Genomic DNA, 17,209 nt, shown 5'->3' on the forward strand with positions numbered 1-17,209 from the left:
TTATGCGAACGCTAGCCTAGCACTGCTCGAGTGCCTGCTCAAGGTCGGCAATCAGATCGGCCGCGTCCTCGAGGCCGCACGACAGGCGCACCATGTCGGCGGAGATGCCGCAGGCGATGAGCTCCTCATCGTTCATCTGGCGATGCGTGGCGTTAGCGGGATGCAGGCAGCAGGTGCGGGCGTCTGCCACATGCGTGGCGATCTGGGCGAGCTTAAGGCTCTTCATAAAGGTCTCGGCCGCCGCGCGACCACCGTTAAAGCCAAAGCTCACGACGCCGCAGGTACCGTTGGGCATGTACTTCTGAGCCAAGTCATAGTACTTATCGCCCTCCAGGCCCGGATAGCTCACGAAGCGCACCTTGGGATGGCTCTGCAGGAACTTGGCAACGGCCAGGCCGTTCTCGCAATGACGCGGCATGCGCACATGCAGGCTCTCGAGCGAGCTGTTCAAGAAGAACGCCGCCTGCGGGTTCTGCATGGGGCCAAGGTCGCGCATGAGCTGCGCGGTAGCCTTGGTAATGAAGGCACCCTCGCGACCGAACTTCTCGGCATAGGTCACGCCGTGATAGCTCTCGTCGGGCGTGGTGAGACCCGGGAACTTGTCTGCATGGGCCATCCAGTCAAACTGGCCGTGGTCGACGATCACGCCGCCAAGGTAGGCAGCATGTCCATCCATGTACTTGGTGGTGGAGTGCGTAACGATGTCGGCGCCCCACTCAAAGGGACGGCACATCACGGGCGTCGGGAAGGTGTTGTCGACCATCAGCGGCACGCCGTGGTCATGTGCGGCCTTGGCAAATCGCTCGATGTCGAGGACGGCCAACGCGGGGTTGGCGATCGTCTCGCCAAAGACGAGCTTGGTATTGGGCTCAAAGGCGGCCTCCAGCTCCTCATCGGTGCAGTCGGGGGCGACGAACGTGCAAGTCACGCCCATGCGGCCCATGGTATGGGCGAGCAGGTTATACGTACCGCCGTAGATAGCAGAGCTCGCGACCACGTGATCACCGGCACCGGCCACGTTAAAGATCGCGAGGAAGTTCGCGGCCATGCCCGAACTCGTGAGCATCGCAGCGGTGCCGCCCTCCATCTCGCAGATCTTGGCGGCAACCAGATCGCACGTGGGGTTCTGCAGACGGCTGTAGAAGTAACCAGACTCCTCCAGGTCAAACAGCTTGCCCATGTGCTCGGACGTGTCGTATTTCCACGTGGTGGACTGGTAGATGGGCACCTGGCGCGGCTCCGCATCGCCCGGGCGATAGCCGCCCTGAACACACGTGGTACCGATAGTCTGCTCGCACATATCCAACTCCCTTACTTGGGTTTTGTTTTTATTCGGTTCACGATACCGCTACCCCGCACCCCTCTCAACCCATCCCGCCGATAGGTTATGGGACAAATTAATCAGGTTTATTTGTCCCAAATCTTAAGAAAATGTTCGATGGAGAAAAACAATGAGATATGCACTGCGGTCTCGATAAGCGAATGCGCCGGCAAGGGTACCATAGGCGGGTACACCGCAATCGAGGAGACGACGATGAAGCAGATCGATACCACCCAGCTCAACACTGCCACCTGCCAGGCTCAGGCTGCCGAATACCACGCCCGCGGCTTTAACTGCGCACAAGCCGTTGCTTGCACTCTTGCGCCCGCCGTCGGACTCGACCCCGAGACCGCGTTTACCCTCACCGAGGGCTTTGGCGCCGGCATGGGAGGCATGACCGAAACCTGCGGCGCCATCTCGGGCGCCGTGGCCATCATGGGCTTTGTAATGAGCGACGGTATGGAAAACCCCAAGACCAAGGGCCAGACCTACAAGCTGTCGCGCGAAATCGCTAAGCGTTTTAAAACGAAGAACACGACGACCGTCTGCGGCACGCTCAAGGGCGTCGGATCGGATAATGGCCCGCTCCGCAGCTGCCCCGGCTGCATCGACGATGCCGTCGAGATCGCCTGCGATATGCTAAAGCAGCTCGCCGAGTAAACGGCAGCAACGTAAAACGACGGCCGGCCCGCTTGGGATCCATCCAAAAGCACGCCGGCCGTCGTCGTTAGAACTCGGCAAATTCGGGAGCGCCGACCTCGATCTCCTCGCGCCCTGCCATAAGCTCGCGCATCTTAGCGCAAAACGGCTCCTGCTCCCCCGCCTTAAACACCAAATGAATCGTCACGGCATCCGCGTAATCGGTATCCGCAACCTTGGCACCCGAATCCTGCGCCAAGCGAAGCACCTGCTCGTATTGCGGATAGGCCACACGCACATCAACCGGCACAACGCTCGTCATCTCAACGATCTGCCCGGCCTCCTGAGCCGCAGCCACCGCCGCCTGCGTCGCCGCGGTATAGGCGCGAACCAGGCCGCCCGGCCCCAACAGCGTGCCGCCAAAATAGCGCGTCACCACGCAGCAAACATTTTTGAGCCCTGCGCCGCGCAGCACCTCGAGCGTCGGCATGCCGCTCGTACGGCTCGGCTCACCATCATCGCTCTGGCGCTCACGTCCATCGACCAAAATCCACGCGGGAACATTGTGTCGAGCGTCGTAATGACGCTTGCGAACCATCTCGATAAAGGCATTCGCCTCGTCCTCGGACTCAATATGGACCAGCTGGGCAATAAACCGGCTCTTGCGGTCCACAAACTCGCCCGAAACCTCAATATTCGATTGCAGAGTAAAATAGCTGTCCAACAAAGCCCCTCAACAACAAGCAAAGCGCAGTAACAAACAGCCTCAATAATACGATAACCCCAGCAAAAAGAATGGAGCCACCGATGATTCCGTCAACGAAAGCGAGAACCCGTCAGCGCGAGCAAGGTGCCTTGAAAGACGAGATTGCAACGAGAACGGAGCCGCCGACGACCAGGCAAAAACAGCGAGACGGCGTCAGCTGAGTCGATTTGGCCCGAAAGAGGAGGGAGCACGCCTTATGGCGGCGACCGACGAATGAGCGCCAAATCGGCCAGCTGACGCCGTCGCAGCGTCAACAAGAAAGCTGAGTGGGCCTGTAAGCCGGGTTCTGTCGTGAACGGTCATTTATCTTGTCTGCACGTTACCGTGCAGCTCCACGCACGCTACCCGAACGCGGACCGGGCCGGCCCATAGCGTTCCTATTCGCGCTTGCTCCGGATGGGGCTTGCCAAGCCGCCGTGTTGCCACGACGCTGGTGGTCTCTTACACCACCGTTTCAGCTTTTCCCTTTACGCCTTGCGGCGCAGGTGGGAGTCTTCTTTTCTGCGGCGCTTTCCGTCGGATCACTCCGCCCGGCCGTTAGCCGGCATCCCGCCCTCTGGAGCCCGGACTTTCCTCACGCGTACTGCAAGCAGCACATCGCGCGACCGTCTGGCCCACTCAGCAGTGAAAGAGTGTAGCACACCGTTGCCGCAGGCAATGGCACAACGCAAACGCTCGACACGATAAACCAAGAACCGTCATGCGCTACAATGGTCCTGTCGATGGGCAACGTCGTCAGTCGAGACGCGACCGCGCTCCGCACCCCTCCGTCTACTCGGTGTGTTCCCGCCTCCTCCCCGAGGCGGGATGTCGGCATTTTTCATGTACCGACAACTCAATAGCAAGCGGATAGCCAAAGCAGCGTTACGCGCGGGCACCACCGAACATTTCAGAGCCAAGCAAAAAGGGACCCGTCCATTGCGGACGGATCCCTTACAACAAGTGATCGTCAAACCGATTTACTCGGCGTCGGTCTCCTCGTCCTTCTTCTCGGAAGGCAGCGGGGTAACCTCGATCTCGACGCCCAGAGTCTCAGCAGCAGACTTCATGGACAGGGAGATACGACGACGGTCGAGGTCGATCTCCATGACCTTGACCTGAACCTTGTCGCCCACGTGGGTGACCTGAGAAGGCTGGTCGACGTGCTTGTTGGCCATCTCGGAGATGTGCACCAGGCCCTCGATGCCCTCGCCCAGGTCGACGAAAGCGCCAAACGGGACAAGCTTGGTCACCGTGCCCTCGACGATAGCGCCGACGGGGTACTTCTTGACCAGTGCGCGCCACGGATCCTCGGTGGTCTGCTTGAGACCCAGGGAGATGCGCTCGCGGTTGAGATCGACGTCGAGAACCTCGACCTCGACCTCCTGGCCAACCTTGACAACCTCGGAAGGATGGTTGACGTGGTTCCAGGAAAGCTCGGAGATGTGGATGAGGCCGTCGATACCGCCGAGGTCGACGAAGGCGCCGAAGTCGACGATGGAGGAAACGGTGCCCTGGAGACGCATGCCAGACTTGAGCTTGGACAGGATCTCGGAGCGCTCGGCCTTACGGGACTCCTCGAGCACGACGCGACGAGAGAGGACGACGTTGTTGCGGTTGCGGTCCATCTCGATGACGCGGGCCTCGATGCGGGTGCCCATGTAGGAGGTGAGGTCCTTGACGCGACGGAGGTCGACGAGGGAAGCGGGCAGGAAGCCACGCAGGCCGATGTCGAGGATCAGGCCGCCCTTGACAACCTCGATAACCTCGCCCTCGACGTTCTCGCCGGAGTTGAACTTCTCCTCGATGCGGTTCCAAGCACGCTCGTACTCAGCACGCTTCTTGGACAGGACCAGACGACCGTCCTTGTCCTCCTTCTGGAGAACCAGAGCCTCGATGGGATCACCGAGTGCAACGATGTCTGCAGGGTTAGCGTCCTTGCGGATGGACAGCTCGCGGACCGGGATAACGCCCTCGGACTTGAATCCGATGTCAACGAGCACCTCGTCATGCTCGATCTTAACGACAGTGCCGTTAACGAGATCGCCCTCATCAAAGTCGGTAATCGTACCGTCGATGAGGTTGTTCATCTCCTCCTCGTTGACATCGTCAAGAGAGAAAATGGACGAGTTCTGAATCTCACTCAAAGGTGGACCCCTTTCGAACTACGGGGCCCCGATTGCTAGGACCTACAGAAGGGTGCGACAAGCACACAACGTTTAGGAACACTCGGGAGCCGACAGATACTAATGTGACGCTTGTGCAATCACGTTCGTATAGGTTACGGGGAAATGAGTTCGATTTCAAGCGTGAACTGCGATTTTTTACTCGTGTGGAGACTTTTTCGTAATCTTATGAACACGCGTCTCCGCAACTTGACGATAACCAGCCAGGCATTCGGCTTTGGGATAAAGTATCCGGAGCCAACGATTCTAGATCGATTTTTCGAGAAAGGTGCCCGCGTGCTCAAAGCAGTCGTTTTCGATATGGACGAAACGCTTCTTAGCATCAACCTCAACGCGTTCATCCTTCGCTATTTTAAGGATGTCTCTTCGATGCTCGCGGATATCGGGCGCCGCAGCCGCGGTGGCACGATGGCACGCCTCGGCACCATCCTGGTCGACCTCAACGCCAATCGCCGCAGCAGCACGGACAATCGCACCAATCTTGAGTTTTACCAAGAAGAGGTCGAGCGCCGATGCGGCATTTGCCTCTCGGACCCACTTATCTACGAGGCGTTTACCTACTACGACCGCGAAGTTCTTCCGTACAAGAATGACGAACTCATCAACGCCCATGCCATGCCGGGCGCACACGCCGCGCTTCAGGCCGTACAGGACGCAGGGCTGCGCTGCGCGCTCTTTACCAACCCCAGCTTTCCGCAGGGGGCCATCGAGTGCCGCATGGGTTGGGGCGACCTGGCCGACGCCCCCTTTGAGCTCGTCACGCACATGGGAAACGCCACCCGCTGCAAGCCTGATGCCACCTACTATCTAGAGCAGCTTCAGGTGATGGGGCTCGAACCGCACGAGGTCCTTATGGTGGGCAACGATCCCAAACGCGACTTCCCTAACCCCGCCTGCGGCATTCAGACTGCCTATGTAGGCCAGGGCAAGCCCAACCGAGTCACCTGGCGCGGAACCATGGAAGGCTTCGCCCGCGACTTTAACGCCGTAGTAGAAGCCTTCTACGAACACCAAGTAGCCGATGCACTAAGCTAGTCTCCAAATCCGGAATGGGGCAAACATCAGGTACGTTTGTCCCATGCTTCGTTACGTGGGCAACGGCTTGAGGGCAAGATGCGACGGCGCGGTGTCTTAGGCCGTGATCATTTTGACGCGCTCACCGATTTTGGCGTCGCGCTTGTCGGAGATGACAGTAAAGCCCTCCAAATCGCGCACCTTTACATTTGAAAACACGTGGAACTTGGAACTATCGGCGAGCACGTAACTCGTCTGGGCGTTCTGCATCACGATGCGCTTTTTGATGGCCTCGGGATAACCCGGCGTCATGATGCCGCGGTCCTCGTCCACCGCGTTGACGCCTATAAACGCCCGGTCAAAATACAGCTCACGCAACGTGTTCTCCACCATTGGCCCGGTCAGTGAGCAGGTGACGGGATTGAAGTCGCCGCCAATAACCACCACCTTGGCCGCGAGCTCGCCCGTAAAGCGACATGCATAGCCATTGGTTGTGTAGATGGTTACCGGCTTATCAACGAGTATGCCCAGGAGGGCCGTCGCAGTGGTACCAGAATCGACATAGACTGTCTCGCCGTCCTCGACCTCCGCCGCCGCGCGGCGCGCGATCAGGTCTTTCTCGCTACTCCGCTGCGCGCCCTTTTCAAAGACACTCGCCTCGTGAGCCGCAGAATGCAGCTTGACCGCACCGCCGGTCAGATACTCGATGCTCCCCCGCTTCTCGAGCTCCTTGAGGTCGCGGCGCAGCGTAGACATCGACACGTCGGGCATAAAGGCCGCGAGCTCGTCGATCTTGAGCAGGTCGGCCTCCCTAAGCTTGTTAAGAATCAGTTCATGGCGCTCATACGGAATCATCGGCGTTCCTTCCTTTTCATCTATTTTCAAAGTTTAACCTAATTAAGCCAAGCAAAAGCAAAAAGGGTCGTTGCCATTTAAGCAGCGACCCTTTATCAGATGGAGGTCGGTCTTGGCCTTGAGCTCATGACGCAGGGTCTCAAAGCGAGATTAGGCGAGTTGATCGTCCTTACCAGTAAAGATGTAGCCGAGCACGCCGGCAACAACAGCCGAAATAGCCATGCCGATCATGGCGAAAGCGAAGTTCATCGGGTCGGAGGAGACGAAGGCCGGGAACGTGGTGACGGAGCCAAAGACAAAGGCAGTGGTGACGACCTTGAAGAGGCCGAGGAACGCACCGCCGCAGGCACCGCCGATGATCTGAGCCAGGAAGAGCTTCTTGTTCTTGACGAGCATGCCAAAGAGCGTGGGCTCGATGATGGCAGAGAGGCAGATGGTCACGGCGCCGGTCATGGCAAAGCTCTTGAGCTTCTGGTCGCGGGCCTTGAGGAAGACGCCGAGGGCGCACCCGATAACGGCAAAGTTGCAGGCAAAGGTGGCCGGGCAAATGTAGTCGAAACCGTTGGAGGCAATATTGTTAATCATGATGGGGTTAACGGCCCAGTGAATACCCATCGAGACGAGCACGGACCAACCGCCGCCCACCAGGATGCCAGCAAGCACGTTGGAGCGGGCGATGAGCCAGTTGACCACGAAGGCGATGCCCTCGCCGGCATAGACGCCCAAGGGGCCGATCACGAGCATGGTGGCGGGAACCATGATGATCAGCGAGACCGCGGGGAGCACGACGAGCTTAAGGGTCTCGGGCACATGCTCATCCAGGAACTTATAGAGGAACGAGTAAACCCAGATGGCGATGATGGCCGGGATAACGGTGGAGTTGTAGCTCATAAGCACCACGGGAATGCCAAAGAACTCGCTCATGGCGCCGTTGCCCGCATCGCCCATCAAGCCGATAAAGTCGGGATAGAGCAAACAGGCGCAGATCAGGGCCGACAGATACGGGCTCGCACCAAAGCGTTTGCCCGATGAGAAGCCCAGAAGCACCGGCAGGAAGTAGAACACGCTCATCGAGAGGGTGTAGAGGATGGTGTAGGTGCCCGTGCCCTCGGTGATAAGGCCAAGCTGAACCGCAAGGATCAGCAGGCCGCGGAGGATACCGGAGCCGGCCATGGCGGGCAGCAGCGGAGCAAAGACGCCCGAGATGGCGGAGAAGATCTTAGAGACGATGCCCTCGTCAGAGGAGGCGCTTGTGGAGACCTCGGCGCCCGAACCCTTGACGAGCGGCTCGAACTTCTCGTAGAGCTTGGGCACCTCGGTGCCGATCAGCACCTGGTACTGGCCGGCAGAGTTGACGGTGTTGACCACGCCGTCAACCTCCTTGACGGCCGCGTCGTCGCACCTGGAATCGTCGCGCAGGTTCAAGCGAAGACGGGTGGCGCAGTGTGTCATGCCCGAGATATTCTCGGGGCCGCCCACGGCGGCAAGAATGCCCTTGGCAGTAGCTTCCCAATCGCGTTTCATAAAATGATTACCTCCCCATCGCACAGAAGAGCTCGCGCACGAGCGCGGCCGCTTCGAGTGCATCGTTTGCGTCGATCACGGACTGGATTCTTTCATGGCCCACGCTTTCCAGGGCGTCATTCATAAGCTTCATCATAGCGAGGTTATGAGCGCACTCCCCTTCAGCATCCTCGATAAGCGGGAACGTATCGAAGTAGATGGCGTGGTCAAAGGCGTATTTCTTGAGATAGAAAAGCATTTCGAGCGTCTTGACAGGCGTAGCCATGCCGATCATGAGCCCGTCGTCCATCACGCCGTAACCATCGTTGAGGTGAATGCCGTAGAGCTTGCCGGCGCGGCCGAAGATATCGGTAGCCATCGCGGGGTTCTCGTGCTTCATGAGCATATGACAGTAATCGAGCGTGACACCCAAATTCTCGCGGTCCACCGCGTTGAGGATCATGCCGGTGAGGCCCATCGTATCGATATAGGCGTAGCTGCGCTCCTCATAGGGCTTGTACTCGATGGAGATATGCAGGTCGGGTGCATAGTCGCAGACCGCCTGGAACGCCTTAACGAGGTTATCAAACACGCGGGTGTAGTCGATCTGGAAGCTGTAGTCAAAGCCATCGTGACCGAGCCAGATCGTCACGGTATCGCCGCCGCAGGCGCGACAGTAGTCGCAGGCCTCATAGCAGAGCTTAAGCGCCTCCCCAGCGAGCGCGGGATCCTGGTTGCCCAGGTCACCATTGATGAAGTCGCTGCGGAAACGAAGGGCCGTGCCGTTGAGCTTGAGATCGTGCGCGTCGAGCTTGGCCTTCATCTCCTCGGCGGAGATGCCTGCCACATGCTCGGGGTAGTTAAGGTCCACATGGGTGAGGCCGACACGCTGGAATTGATCGAAGACGTGGTCGATGTTCTTCTCACCGGTTCGGTAGTAAGAGTTGATACGGGTTGCGAATTTCATCGCTGAGCTGCCTTTCCTGTAAGGAAACGTTCAAGCGGGAAGCCCCGACCGTTGCGCGCATTTGGACAGGTACCTCTTCCGCAACTACAGTCTATTGCAACTATTTCTCATTCGCAATCATCTTTTTCCATTCCTATTCATATAGTTTCATAGTTATTGCATAGTGAACCAGCTTTTACCTGCACTTTAGTTGATGAATACACCTGACACTCGTTGAAACTTTATGATCTCCTTGATTTCAACTACCGTTTACCGCCGAATATCAACCATTCACCGGCAAAGAAAAAGCACCTGCCCACTATGCAGGCAGGTGCTTTACAGCCACATGCGCGACGGCTTCAACAGGAAAAATGCAGTGTCTCAGAGCCCCTAGCAGTCGACGACGGTTTTGCCGATCATGATGTTGAGGATCTCGACGTCGGTATCCTTCATGCCCACGCGGCCCACGTAGCCCATGCTGGCAATCGTCTGCTCGACGGTATCCTGAATGAGGCCCTCGCCGGCGCGGAAGCCGCGGCCCTGCATGGCCATATCGTGGCCCAGAATCGCAGCATCAACGGCAGCGGAAATCTTAGCCGCGCAACTCGCCTTGGCGCCATCGCACACGATGCCGCCCACGTTGCCGAGCGTGTTCGAAACCGTCGCGCCAATCTGCTCGCGCGTGCCACCGCACAGCCAGGTAATGGCAGCACCGGCACCGCACGCAGCGCAAATAGCGCCACAAAACGCCGAGAGCGCACCAATATAGCTCTTGATATGCACGGCGATGAGATCGGACAGCATCACGGCACGCACTAGGCGCTCGTGGTCGCAGCGTAGGTACTCGGCATACTCCATAACGGGCAAGGCGCAGGTAATGCCCTGATTGCCCGAGCCGCACACGATGGCGACCGGCAGCGCGCAGCCGTTCATGCGGGCGTCGGACCCGGCGGCTGCACGGGCACGGGCACGGCAGGCGACGTCATCGGCGCGAGCGCCCAACAGCGTACGGCCAACCTCGGCGCCCCAAGCGTGCGCCAGGCCCTCGGCACTGATCGCGCCGTTCAGCTCAATCTGACGCTCAACGGCAGCGCGGGCGCTCTCGATGTCGCCGCCCTCGATAAAGTCGATGATGGACTCGATCGACATGGGCGTGTCGGCGCTATCTACCACACGCTCGGCCACGACGCGCTCGGCGCAGGCGGCACACTCCCCCGCCGACTTGCCGCATACCGGAATACCGTCAAGCGTATGGCACGTGACATTGGTGTGGTGGTCGGTAATCTCGACGACCGCAACATGGCCCCCGGCCGTGGCAGTCACCTTGATGTAGAGGTTGGGCACACCCTCGACAAGCGACACATCGCAATAACCGGCATCGGCGAGGAGCTCGGACACGCGAGCACGGTCTTCGTCGTTAACGCTCTCGAGCACCTCGAGCGCGCTCTTGGCGTCACCGCCCACGGCGCCCAGCACGGCCGCGGCCTCAATACCGTGCATGCCGCCCGAGTTGGGCACGGTCACGCTCTTAACGTTCTTGATGATATTGCCTGAGCAGGCAACATCCATATGATCGGGTTCGCAACCGAGCGTCCGGCTCGCCAGCGCCGCTGCATAGGCAACGGCAATGGGCTCGGTGCAGCCGAGCGCGCAGACAAGCTCGCGGTTCAAGACATCGCAAAAAGCGGCATCGCGGATGGAATCGGTAGGCATAGGAATCTCCTGCTTACATAACGGACTGGGCTCTCGATAATAGTTAGCTCTTTTATTTGATAACAATGCATCAAAAACCGCAACCATGGTTCCGACGGACGGCGTTCAAGCGCAATCTGACGGCATTCATTCATGAAAAGCTAGTCTTGTTGCATGCTAAAGCGTTTGACCAAAAAACGCCCGAGCGTTTACACAAAAGTCGCGTTATCATGCAGTCGAACGCGGTAAAACCTTTAGCAATTCCGCCGCACGAACCAGAGAGGAACCACTCATGAAGATCGGTATCGGTAACGACCACGCCGCCGTCGAGCTCAAGAACATCATTTCCGAGCACCTGAAGGAGCGCGGCTGCGAGGTCGTGAACTATGGCACCGACACCTCCGAGAGCTTCGACTACCCCATCGCCGGTTACAAGGTGGGCAAGGCCGTGGCCAACGGTGACGTCGACCTGGGTATCCTGATCTGCGGTACCGGCGTCGGCATTAGCCTGGCCGCCAATAAGGTCGAGGGCGTACGCGCCGTCGTGTGCTCCGAGCCCTTCAGCGCCAAGCTCTCCCGTATGCACAACAACACCAACGTGCTGGCCTTTGGCGCCCGCGTCGTGGGCTCCGAGCTCGCCAAGATGATTGTCGACGAATGGCTCGACGCCGAGTTTGAGGGCGGCCGCCACGAACGTCGCGTCAATCTCCTCAACGAGATCGACCAGACCCGCGGACTAAAGATTGTCGACGAGGCCTAAAGACTTACAAAGCCATACGCTAGCGCCAGCCCCCGCCCGGAAGAAACATCCGGACGGGGGCTCTTTAGTAGTTTTCTATGCGTTTACTAAAAATCTACCGGAATAAAAGGGCGCCGCGGTTGGAATTCCGCGGCGCCCAAGCCACACGCTAACAGCTTTAAGGAGTCAAAGCTGGTTTAGCCAAAGAAACGCTTGATCTCGATCTCGGCGTTCTCCAGGCAGTCGGAGCCGTGGATCACGTTGGCGTTGACATCGACAGCGAAGTCGCCGCGGATGGTGCCAGGAGCAGCATCAAGCGGGTTGGTAGCGCCCATAAGGGTGCGCATCTTGGAAACAGCGGAGAGACCAGAAACGACCATCTTGACGACCGGACCGCTCGTCATAAAGTCGCAGAGACCGCCAAAGAAGGGCTTGTCGGCCAGATGGGCGTAGTGCTCCTCGACGGTAGCGCGCTCGAGCGTGGTCATCTCCATGCGCTCGATGACAAGGCCGCTGCGCTCAATACGAGCAACAATCTCGCCGATCTTGCGGTCGCGCACGGCGTCGGGCTTAATCATGATGAAGGTCTTCTCGATAGCCATAAGGTAGCCTTTCAAGTAGGTTCGCGCGTGCCCAAGTCCCATTCCGGCACCCGCCTGGACTGCATCGTAACAGAGTTTTAGCTGCAGTTAAACAAAAAGCTGTTTATTGAAACGCTGCAATTTATTAAAGCGCTCCATATGTGTCACTTCTGTTTCGAAGCCCGATTAGAGTACCATCCGACCGCTCATCAACCACATCGAACAGAGCGGGCGGTCGGTTGCCACCCGCGAACGTACCCCCTTCACAACCTGCCCAAAGGTCCTACAGAAGTTCTCGACAAGCCCCTCCCCCATAGCAGCAAAATAGGGGCGCCCGCATCAGCAGACGCCCGTAAAGCAAAAACGATTTATCAATAAATGGACAATACGTCTTCAGCCAAACCTCTACTTTGCCCCGTGACCCATCTCGACAACCTTGGTTAGCGATCCAAACACGCCCTCGTCGGCCACAAGCTGTACCTCGGCACGCTGCAGCTGCACGGCAACGGCGGCAGGGGCGGTACCGCCCTCGGTCGTACGCGCGGCGACAATTGAGGGGATGTCGAGCGCCTCGGTAATATCGCGTTCAAAGAGCGGGCTTGCCTCCTGGAACACCTCAAACGGCAGGTTCTCAAGATTGCAGCTACGCTTCTCACACATCAGGACCAGATGGCCCACCACGGCATGTGCCTCGCGGAACGGCAGACCACGCTTTGCCAGGTAATCGGCAACATCGGTGGCGGCAAGGTGCCCCACGCCGCACTCGCACGCCATGGCATCCTCGTTGACGGTCCAGGTCGAAATCATTCCGGCCATAACGGACAGGCACTGCATGAGCGTGTGAGCGGTATCGAGCGCGCCCTCCTTGTCCTCCTGCAAGTCCTTGTTATAAGCGAGCGGCAGGCCCTTCATGGTTACCAGCAGCTGCACCAGGTTGCCGTACACGCGACCGCTCTTACCGCGGATAAGCTCGGCAAAGTCGGGATTCTTCTTCTGCGGCATGATGGACGAGCCAGTGGAGTAGGAGTCTGAAAGCGTGATAAAGCCAAATTCGGAGCTCGACCACAGCACGATCTCCTCGGAAAGACGCGACAGGTGCATCGCCATGACGGATCCGGCGTAATGCAGATCGAGCAGGAAATCACGGTCGGAAACCGCATCGAGCGAGTTGGGAATCACGCCCGCAAAGCCAAGTTCGGCAGCCGTCATCTGGCGATCGAGCGGATAGCTCGTACCGGCAAGCGCGGCAGCACCCAGCGGGCAGTTGTCGGCGGCATCAAAGGCGGCCTTCAGACGTGTAAAGTCGCGCGCGAACATCCAGGAATACGCCAGCAGATGATGTGACAGCAGCACGGGCTGAGCATGCTGCATGTGCGTGTAACCCGGCAGAATCACCTTGTCGTACTTCTTGGCCGCATCCACCAGCACGTGGCGCAACTGCAGGTTGGCCTCCATGAGCTCCTTGGCCAACGCCTTGACGCCCAGGCGCGTATCGGTCGCCACCTGGTCGTTGCGCGAACGTCCGGTATGCAAGCGCTTGCCGGCCTCGCCGATGCGACGCGTCAGCTCGCTCTCGATGGACATATGGATGTCCTCGTCGTTGATATCGAAGGTGAAGTTACCGGCATCGATATCCTGTTCGATTCCGGTCAGGCCCTCGGCAATCGCCTGCTCGTCCTCGGCACTGATGATGCCTTGGGCCGCCAGCATCTTGGCATGCGCCTTAGAACCGGCGATATCCTGCTTATAGAGATGTTTGTCGACCGGCAGCGACGCGCCAAACTCCTGCGTGACCTCGGCCACTCCCGCCTCAAAACGACCGCCCCAAAGAGCCATGGAACCGTCCCCTTTCTCCAAATACCAAAACAAGCGCCCAAAGCAATGAGCCATGTCGCTAAAGCGATTTTTCAACCGCTAGTTTTACACATTCCCCACCGTGCACAGGGCCATGTAGCTAATATGCAAAGAAGTGACGCACGAGGCACTTGGTGCCCAACGTCTCCCTCCGGATGTTGCCTTGCGAACCATCGATCCAGGCCTTCAGGCTCATAGGAACATCCTCGACCTTTGCAGCATCGAACTCGGGCGCGAGGGCAAGCAAGGCATGCGCGATAGCGTTGAACATAATGGATACTCCTCATATATATAGGCACAGAGCCGCCAAATTGATAGAAGGAGCCCCGCCGGACAACCCCGGCGGGGCTCGGACTCAGCCGTAGACGCGGCATCATATATGCGGGCGGAACGTAGGGGCCACCGATGTTAAGAAGTGTCAGCAAGCATAACGAAAGGTAGGGACCCCGTGCGCCCGTTATGTATCACGCGGATGGGCCGCGCGGATACCAAGGGAAGGAGGCGCTAGGCCTGGGCGGCGGCGGAGCTGGGACCCTGGACCTTTGCCCACGTCTTGAGCGACAGCGTATCGATCTCGATAAAGCCGGCGCTGGCCTTCTCGTCAAACGTGGTGTCGCGGTCGTAGGTAGCCAGACCGTAGTCATACAGGCTAAACGGGCTCTTGCGGCCGACAACATGGCAGTTGCCCTTAAAGAACTTCAGACGGACGGTGCCGGTCACGAACTTCTGAGTGTCGGCCATAAAGGCATCGAGCGCGTTTTTGAGCGGGCTATACCACTGGCCGTTGTACACGGCGGTGGCCCAATCCTGCTCGAGCTTAATCTTGGTCTTGAGCAGGTCGCCCTCGACGCAGATATCCTCGAGTGCCTTGTGGGCGGTGACGAGCGTCAGGGCGCCGGGAACCTCGTAGCACTCGCGGCTCTTGAGGCCCACCAGACGATCCTCGACCAGGTCCAGGCGACCAAAGCCGTTGTCACCCGAAATCTTGTTGAGGGCGATGACGATCTCGGAGAGCTTCATCTTCCTGCCGTCGACGGCGACGGGCTTGCCGGCCTCAAACTCAATCTCGGTATACGTCGGGGTGTCGGGCGTGTCCTCGGGATTCTTGGTCATAACCCAGGCGTCATCGAGCGGCTCGTTCCAGGGATCCTCCAGGTGGCCGCACTCAATGGCACGACCCCACAGGTTGTCGTCGATGGAATAGGGGTTGTCGTTGGCACCCTCGGGAACCGGCACGTTGTGGGCGTGAGCATAGGCGACCTCGTCGGGACGGCACTTCAGATCCCACTCGCGAACCGGGGCGATAACCTTAAGCTCGGGGTCGAGGGCCTTGACGGCAGCCTCAAAACGAACCTGGTCGTTACCCTTGCCGGTGCAGCCGTGGGCGACGTAGGTAGCGCCAAACTCGTGAGCGACCTCGACGAGCTTCTTGGCGAGCAGCGGGCGAGACAGGGCGGAGAGCAGCGGGTACTTATTCTCGTACATGGAGTTTGCGGCGATGGCCTTAGTCAGGAACTCATCGGAGAACTCATCGCGCAGGTCGAGCACCTGGCAATCAAGAACGCCCAGGTCGAGCGCCTTCTGCTTCTTGGCGTCCAGGCCGGTCTCCTCCTGGCCCACGTTGCCGCAGACACAAACGACATCGAGATTCTTCTCGTCCTGGAGCCACTTGACACATACGGATGTATCAAGACCACCGGAATATGCGAGAACGACTTTTTCCTTGCTCATGGCTGTTTCCTTTCGCCCTTGGTAGCTAATTAGAACATCGGTCAGTTGCAAGTCATTTCAAGGTCATATACCGTGCAATATCAGGTTAAATAGCAAAAATCAGCACATACATGCCCTAGAAACATGCAGCAATGTCGTGCTAAAACCCAACGACCTCAAAATGACTCTGTTGAGGCAATTCGCCCCATGCGGACAGAGACGATTGTTATCGTCGTCGGGAAATTGCGCGCTGGCGTCGGATGGCATTGTCTGCAGTGGTGATGATCTTTACGAACTGCATCTGCCTCTCCTTTCACCTATCGCCGGGCGCAATTCTAATATCGCAAACGGTACCTTTTCCTCGGTAAGCGGTGCTTTTGCCGTCTCCGTTTTCGATGGTCGCTATATTACGCTAAAGTGCCTGCTGTACAAGCGACAAATTCAAATTTCTGAAAAGTTTTTTCATTAGTTTGTGAATTGCAGTGCAAGTACGCACCATTCCTGCGAAAATACGCTCGATTACATAGCAGAGGGTCATTACGCCCGAAACAATCTGGAAACGGAAAGGCGCATTTATGCAGACTTATGAATCAGACGCTAACATCGGCAACATTAAACTCATCGCCGTCGACATGGACAAGACGCTGCTCACCGACGAGCGCGTGTTGCCGCAGGGTCTTGATGAGCGCCTGGACAAGCTCGCCGACGCCGGCATCGTATTCTGCCCCGCCAGCGGACGTCCAGCCCCCAAGCTCGAGGAGATGTTCGAGGGCATCAAGAACCGCCTCGCCTTTTGCCCCGACAACGGAGCCTGCGTCATCTATCGCGGCAACTATATCTATATGAGCAACATCGATGTGGCGCTGTATCAGCAGGTCTTGAGCCGCGCCTCGGAGGATTCTCGCGCCGTCCCCGTCCTATGCTGCTACGACGAGTTCTACGTACTTGCCCGTGACCATCAATACCACGACGAACTCAGCGTCTACTACAACACGATCAACTACGTCGATAGCTTTGAGGGCATTGATATCGAATCCAACAAGATTTCGATCTTCTTCCCCGCCTACGATGCCGAGCCCGCGTTTCGCGAGAACTACAGCCCCGAGTTCTCGGACAAGCTCTACGTCACCAACGCCGGGCGCGAGTGGATAGACTTTATGAACCTGGGCGTCGACAAGGGGTCGGGCGTCGCGCACCTGTGCGAGCAGCTGGGCATTGATATCGCTGATGCCGCCGCCGTGGGTGATACGTACAACGATATCCCCATGCTGGAGCGCGTCGGGCATAGCTTTATCGTGGATAATGCCGAGGAGCACATGAACGCGCACGCCAAATGGCGCATTCCGAGCAACAACGACGGGGGCGTACTGACGCTCATCGACGCCATCTTGGCGGCTCGTTAACGTTGCTCGTCAGACCTGGCC

At 58.3% G+C, this 17,209-nt stretch carries 15 protein-coding genes and 1 other RNA gene; 4 read left to right on the forward strand and 12 right to left on the reverse strand.

What is annotated here, in order from left to right:
* Positions 1–16: 16 nt before the first annotated feature.
* A complete protein-coding gene (locus AAAV21_RS01110; RefSeq protein WP_349106827.1) occupies positions 17–1,300 on the reverse strand; it encodes an O-acetylhomoserine aminocarboxypropyltransferase/cysteine synthase family protein in 1,284 nt (427 codons plus the stop codon).
* A gap of 234 nt (positions 1,301–1,534) precedes the next feature.
* Here AAAV21_RS01110 and AAAV21_RS01115 point away from each other — a divergent pair, with 234 nt between their 5' ends.
* Positions 1,535–1,981 (forward strand): C-GCAxxG-C-C family protein, encoded by a 447-nt coding sequence (locus tag AAAV21_RS01115; protein WP_349106828.1) that lies wholly within the window; start codon positions 1,535–1,537, stop codon positions 1,979–1,981.
* 67 nt (positions 1,982–2,048) lie between these two features.
* On the opposite strand, the gene AAAV21_RS01120 is transcribed toward AAAV21_RS01115, so the two are convergent.
* From AAAV21_RS01120 to rpsA, 3 genes are all read right to left on the reverse strand, one after another.
* Positions 2,049–2,687 (reverse strand): YigZ family protein, encoded by a 639-nt coding sequence (locus AAAV21_RS01120; RefSeq protein ID WP_349106830.1) that lies wholly within the window; start codon positions 2,685–2,687, stop codon positions 2,049–2,051.
* 298 nt (positions 2,688–2,985) lie between these two features.
* Positions 2,986–3,347: RNase P RNA component class A (rnpB, locus tag AAAV21_RS01125), an RNA gene on the reverse strand.
* A gap of 338 nt (positions 3,348–3,685) precedes the next feature.
* Positions 3,686–4,852: a 30S ribosomal protein S1 gene (gene rpsA, locus AAAV21_RS01130; RefSeq protein ID WP_022095232.1), complete on the reverse strand. Its 1,167-nt coding sequence runs from the start codon at positions 4,850–4,852 to the stop codon at positions 3,686–3,688.
* Between the two features lie 315 nt (positions 4,853–5,167).
* Here rpsA and AAAV21_RS01135 point away from each other — a divergent pair, with 315 nt between their 5' ends.
* Entirely contained in the window at positions 5,168–5,926 is a 759-nt protein-coding gene (locus tag AAAV21_RS01135; protein ID WP_349106833.1) for an HAD family hydrolase, read from the forward strand.
* A 96-nt stretch (positions 5,927–6,022) separates the two neighbouring features.
* Here the strand turns inward: AAAV21_RS01135 and AAAV21_RS01140 are convergent, their stop codons facing one another.
* From AAAV21_RS01140 to AAAV21_RS01155, 4 genes are all read right to left on the reverse strand, one after another.
* Positions 6,023–6,760 carry a DeoR/GlpR family DNA-binding transcription regulator gene (locus AAAV21_RS01140; protein ID WP_349106834.1) on the reverse strand — a complete coding sequence of 246 codons (738 nt, stop codon included), beginning with the start codon at positions 6,758–6,760 and terminating at the stop codon, positions 6,023–6,025.
* Positions 6,761–6,910: 150 nt separating this feature from the next.
* Positions 6,911–8,284, reverse strand: a complete 1,374-nt coding sequence (locus AAAV21_RS01145; protein ID WP_349106835.1) for a PTS transporter subunit EIIC — start codon at positions 8,282–8,284, stop codon at positions 6,911–6,913.
* A 7-nt stretch (positions 8,285–8,291) separates the two neighbouring features.
* A complete protein-coding gene (locus tag AAAV21_RS01150; RefSeq protein ID WP_349106837.1) occupies positions 8,292–9,230 on the reverse strand; it encodes a TIM barrel protein in 939 nt (312 codons plus the stop codon).
* Positions 9,231–9,599: 369 nt separating this feature from the next.
* Complete coding sequence (locus AAAV21_RS01155; RefSeq protein ID WP_349106838.1) at positions 9,600–10,922, reverse strand: L-serine ammonia-lyase, iron-sulfur-dependent, subunit alpha; 1,323 nt, start codon at positions 10,920–10,922, stop codon at positions 9,600–9,602.
* Positions 10,923–11,193: 271 nt separating this feature from the next.
* Between AAAV21_RS01155 and rpiB the strand changes: the two genes are divergently transcribed.
* Positions 11,194–11,661 carry a ribose 5-phosphate isomerase B gene (rpiB, locus tag AAAV21_RS01160; RefSeq protein WP_117629409.1) on the forward strand — a complete coding sequence of 156 codons (468 nt, stop codon included), beginning with the start codon at positions 11,194–11,196 and terminating at the stop codon, positions 11,659–11,661.
* Positions 11,662–11,837: 176 nt separating this feature from the next.
* On the opposite strand, the gene ndk is transcribed toward rpiB, so the two are convergent.
* The 4 genes from ndk to AAAV21_RS01180 all read right to left on the reverse strand — a co-directional run bounded on the left by ndk (position 11,838) and on the right by AAAV21_RS01180 (position 15,806).
* A complete protein-coding gene (gene ndk / locus AAAV21_RS01165) occupies positions 11,838–12,242 on the reverse strand; it encodes a nucleoside-diphosphate kinase (RefSeq protein WP_055251725.1) in 405 nt (134 codons plus the stop codon).
* 384 nt (positions 12,243–12,626) lie between these two features.
* Positions 12,627–14,057 (reverse strand): argininosuccinate lyase, encoded by a 1,431-nt coding sequence (gene argH, locus AAAV21_RS01170; RefSeq protein ID WP_349106841.1) that lies wholly within the window; start codon positions 14,055–14,057, stop codon positions 12,627–12,629.
* Positions 14,058–14,175: 118 nt separating this feature from the next.
* On the reverse strand, positions 14,176–14,346 hold the full coding sequence (locus tag AAAV21_RS01175) for a hypothetical protein (protein WP_158551645.1): 171 nt from the start codon (positions 14,344–14,346) through the stop codon (positions 14,176–14,178).
* A 233-nt stretch (positions 14,347–14,579) separates the two neighbouring features.
* A complete protein-coding gene (locus AAAV21_RS01180; RefSeq protein WP_349106843.1) occupies positions 14,580–15,806 on the reverse strand; it encodes an argininosuccinate synthase in 1,227 nt (408 codons plus the stop codon).
* A gap of 554 nt (positions 15,807–16,360) precedes the next feature.
* Here AAAV21_RS01180 and AAAV21_RS01185 point away from each other — a divergent pair.
* Entirely contained in the window at positions 16,361–17,188 is an 828-nt protein-coding gene (locus tag AAAV21_RS01185; protein ID WP_349106845.1) for an HAD family hydrolase, read from the forward strand.
* Positions 17,189–17,209: the final 21 nt, after the last annotated feature.

Origin of the sequence: Collinsella sp. CLA-AA-H302 (genome assembly GCF_040093305.1) — a bacterium.
Lineage (GTDB): Bacteria > Actinomycetota > Coriobacteriia > Coriobacteriales > Coriobacteriaceae > Collinsella.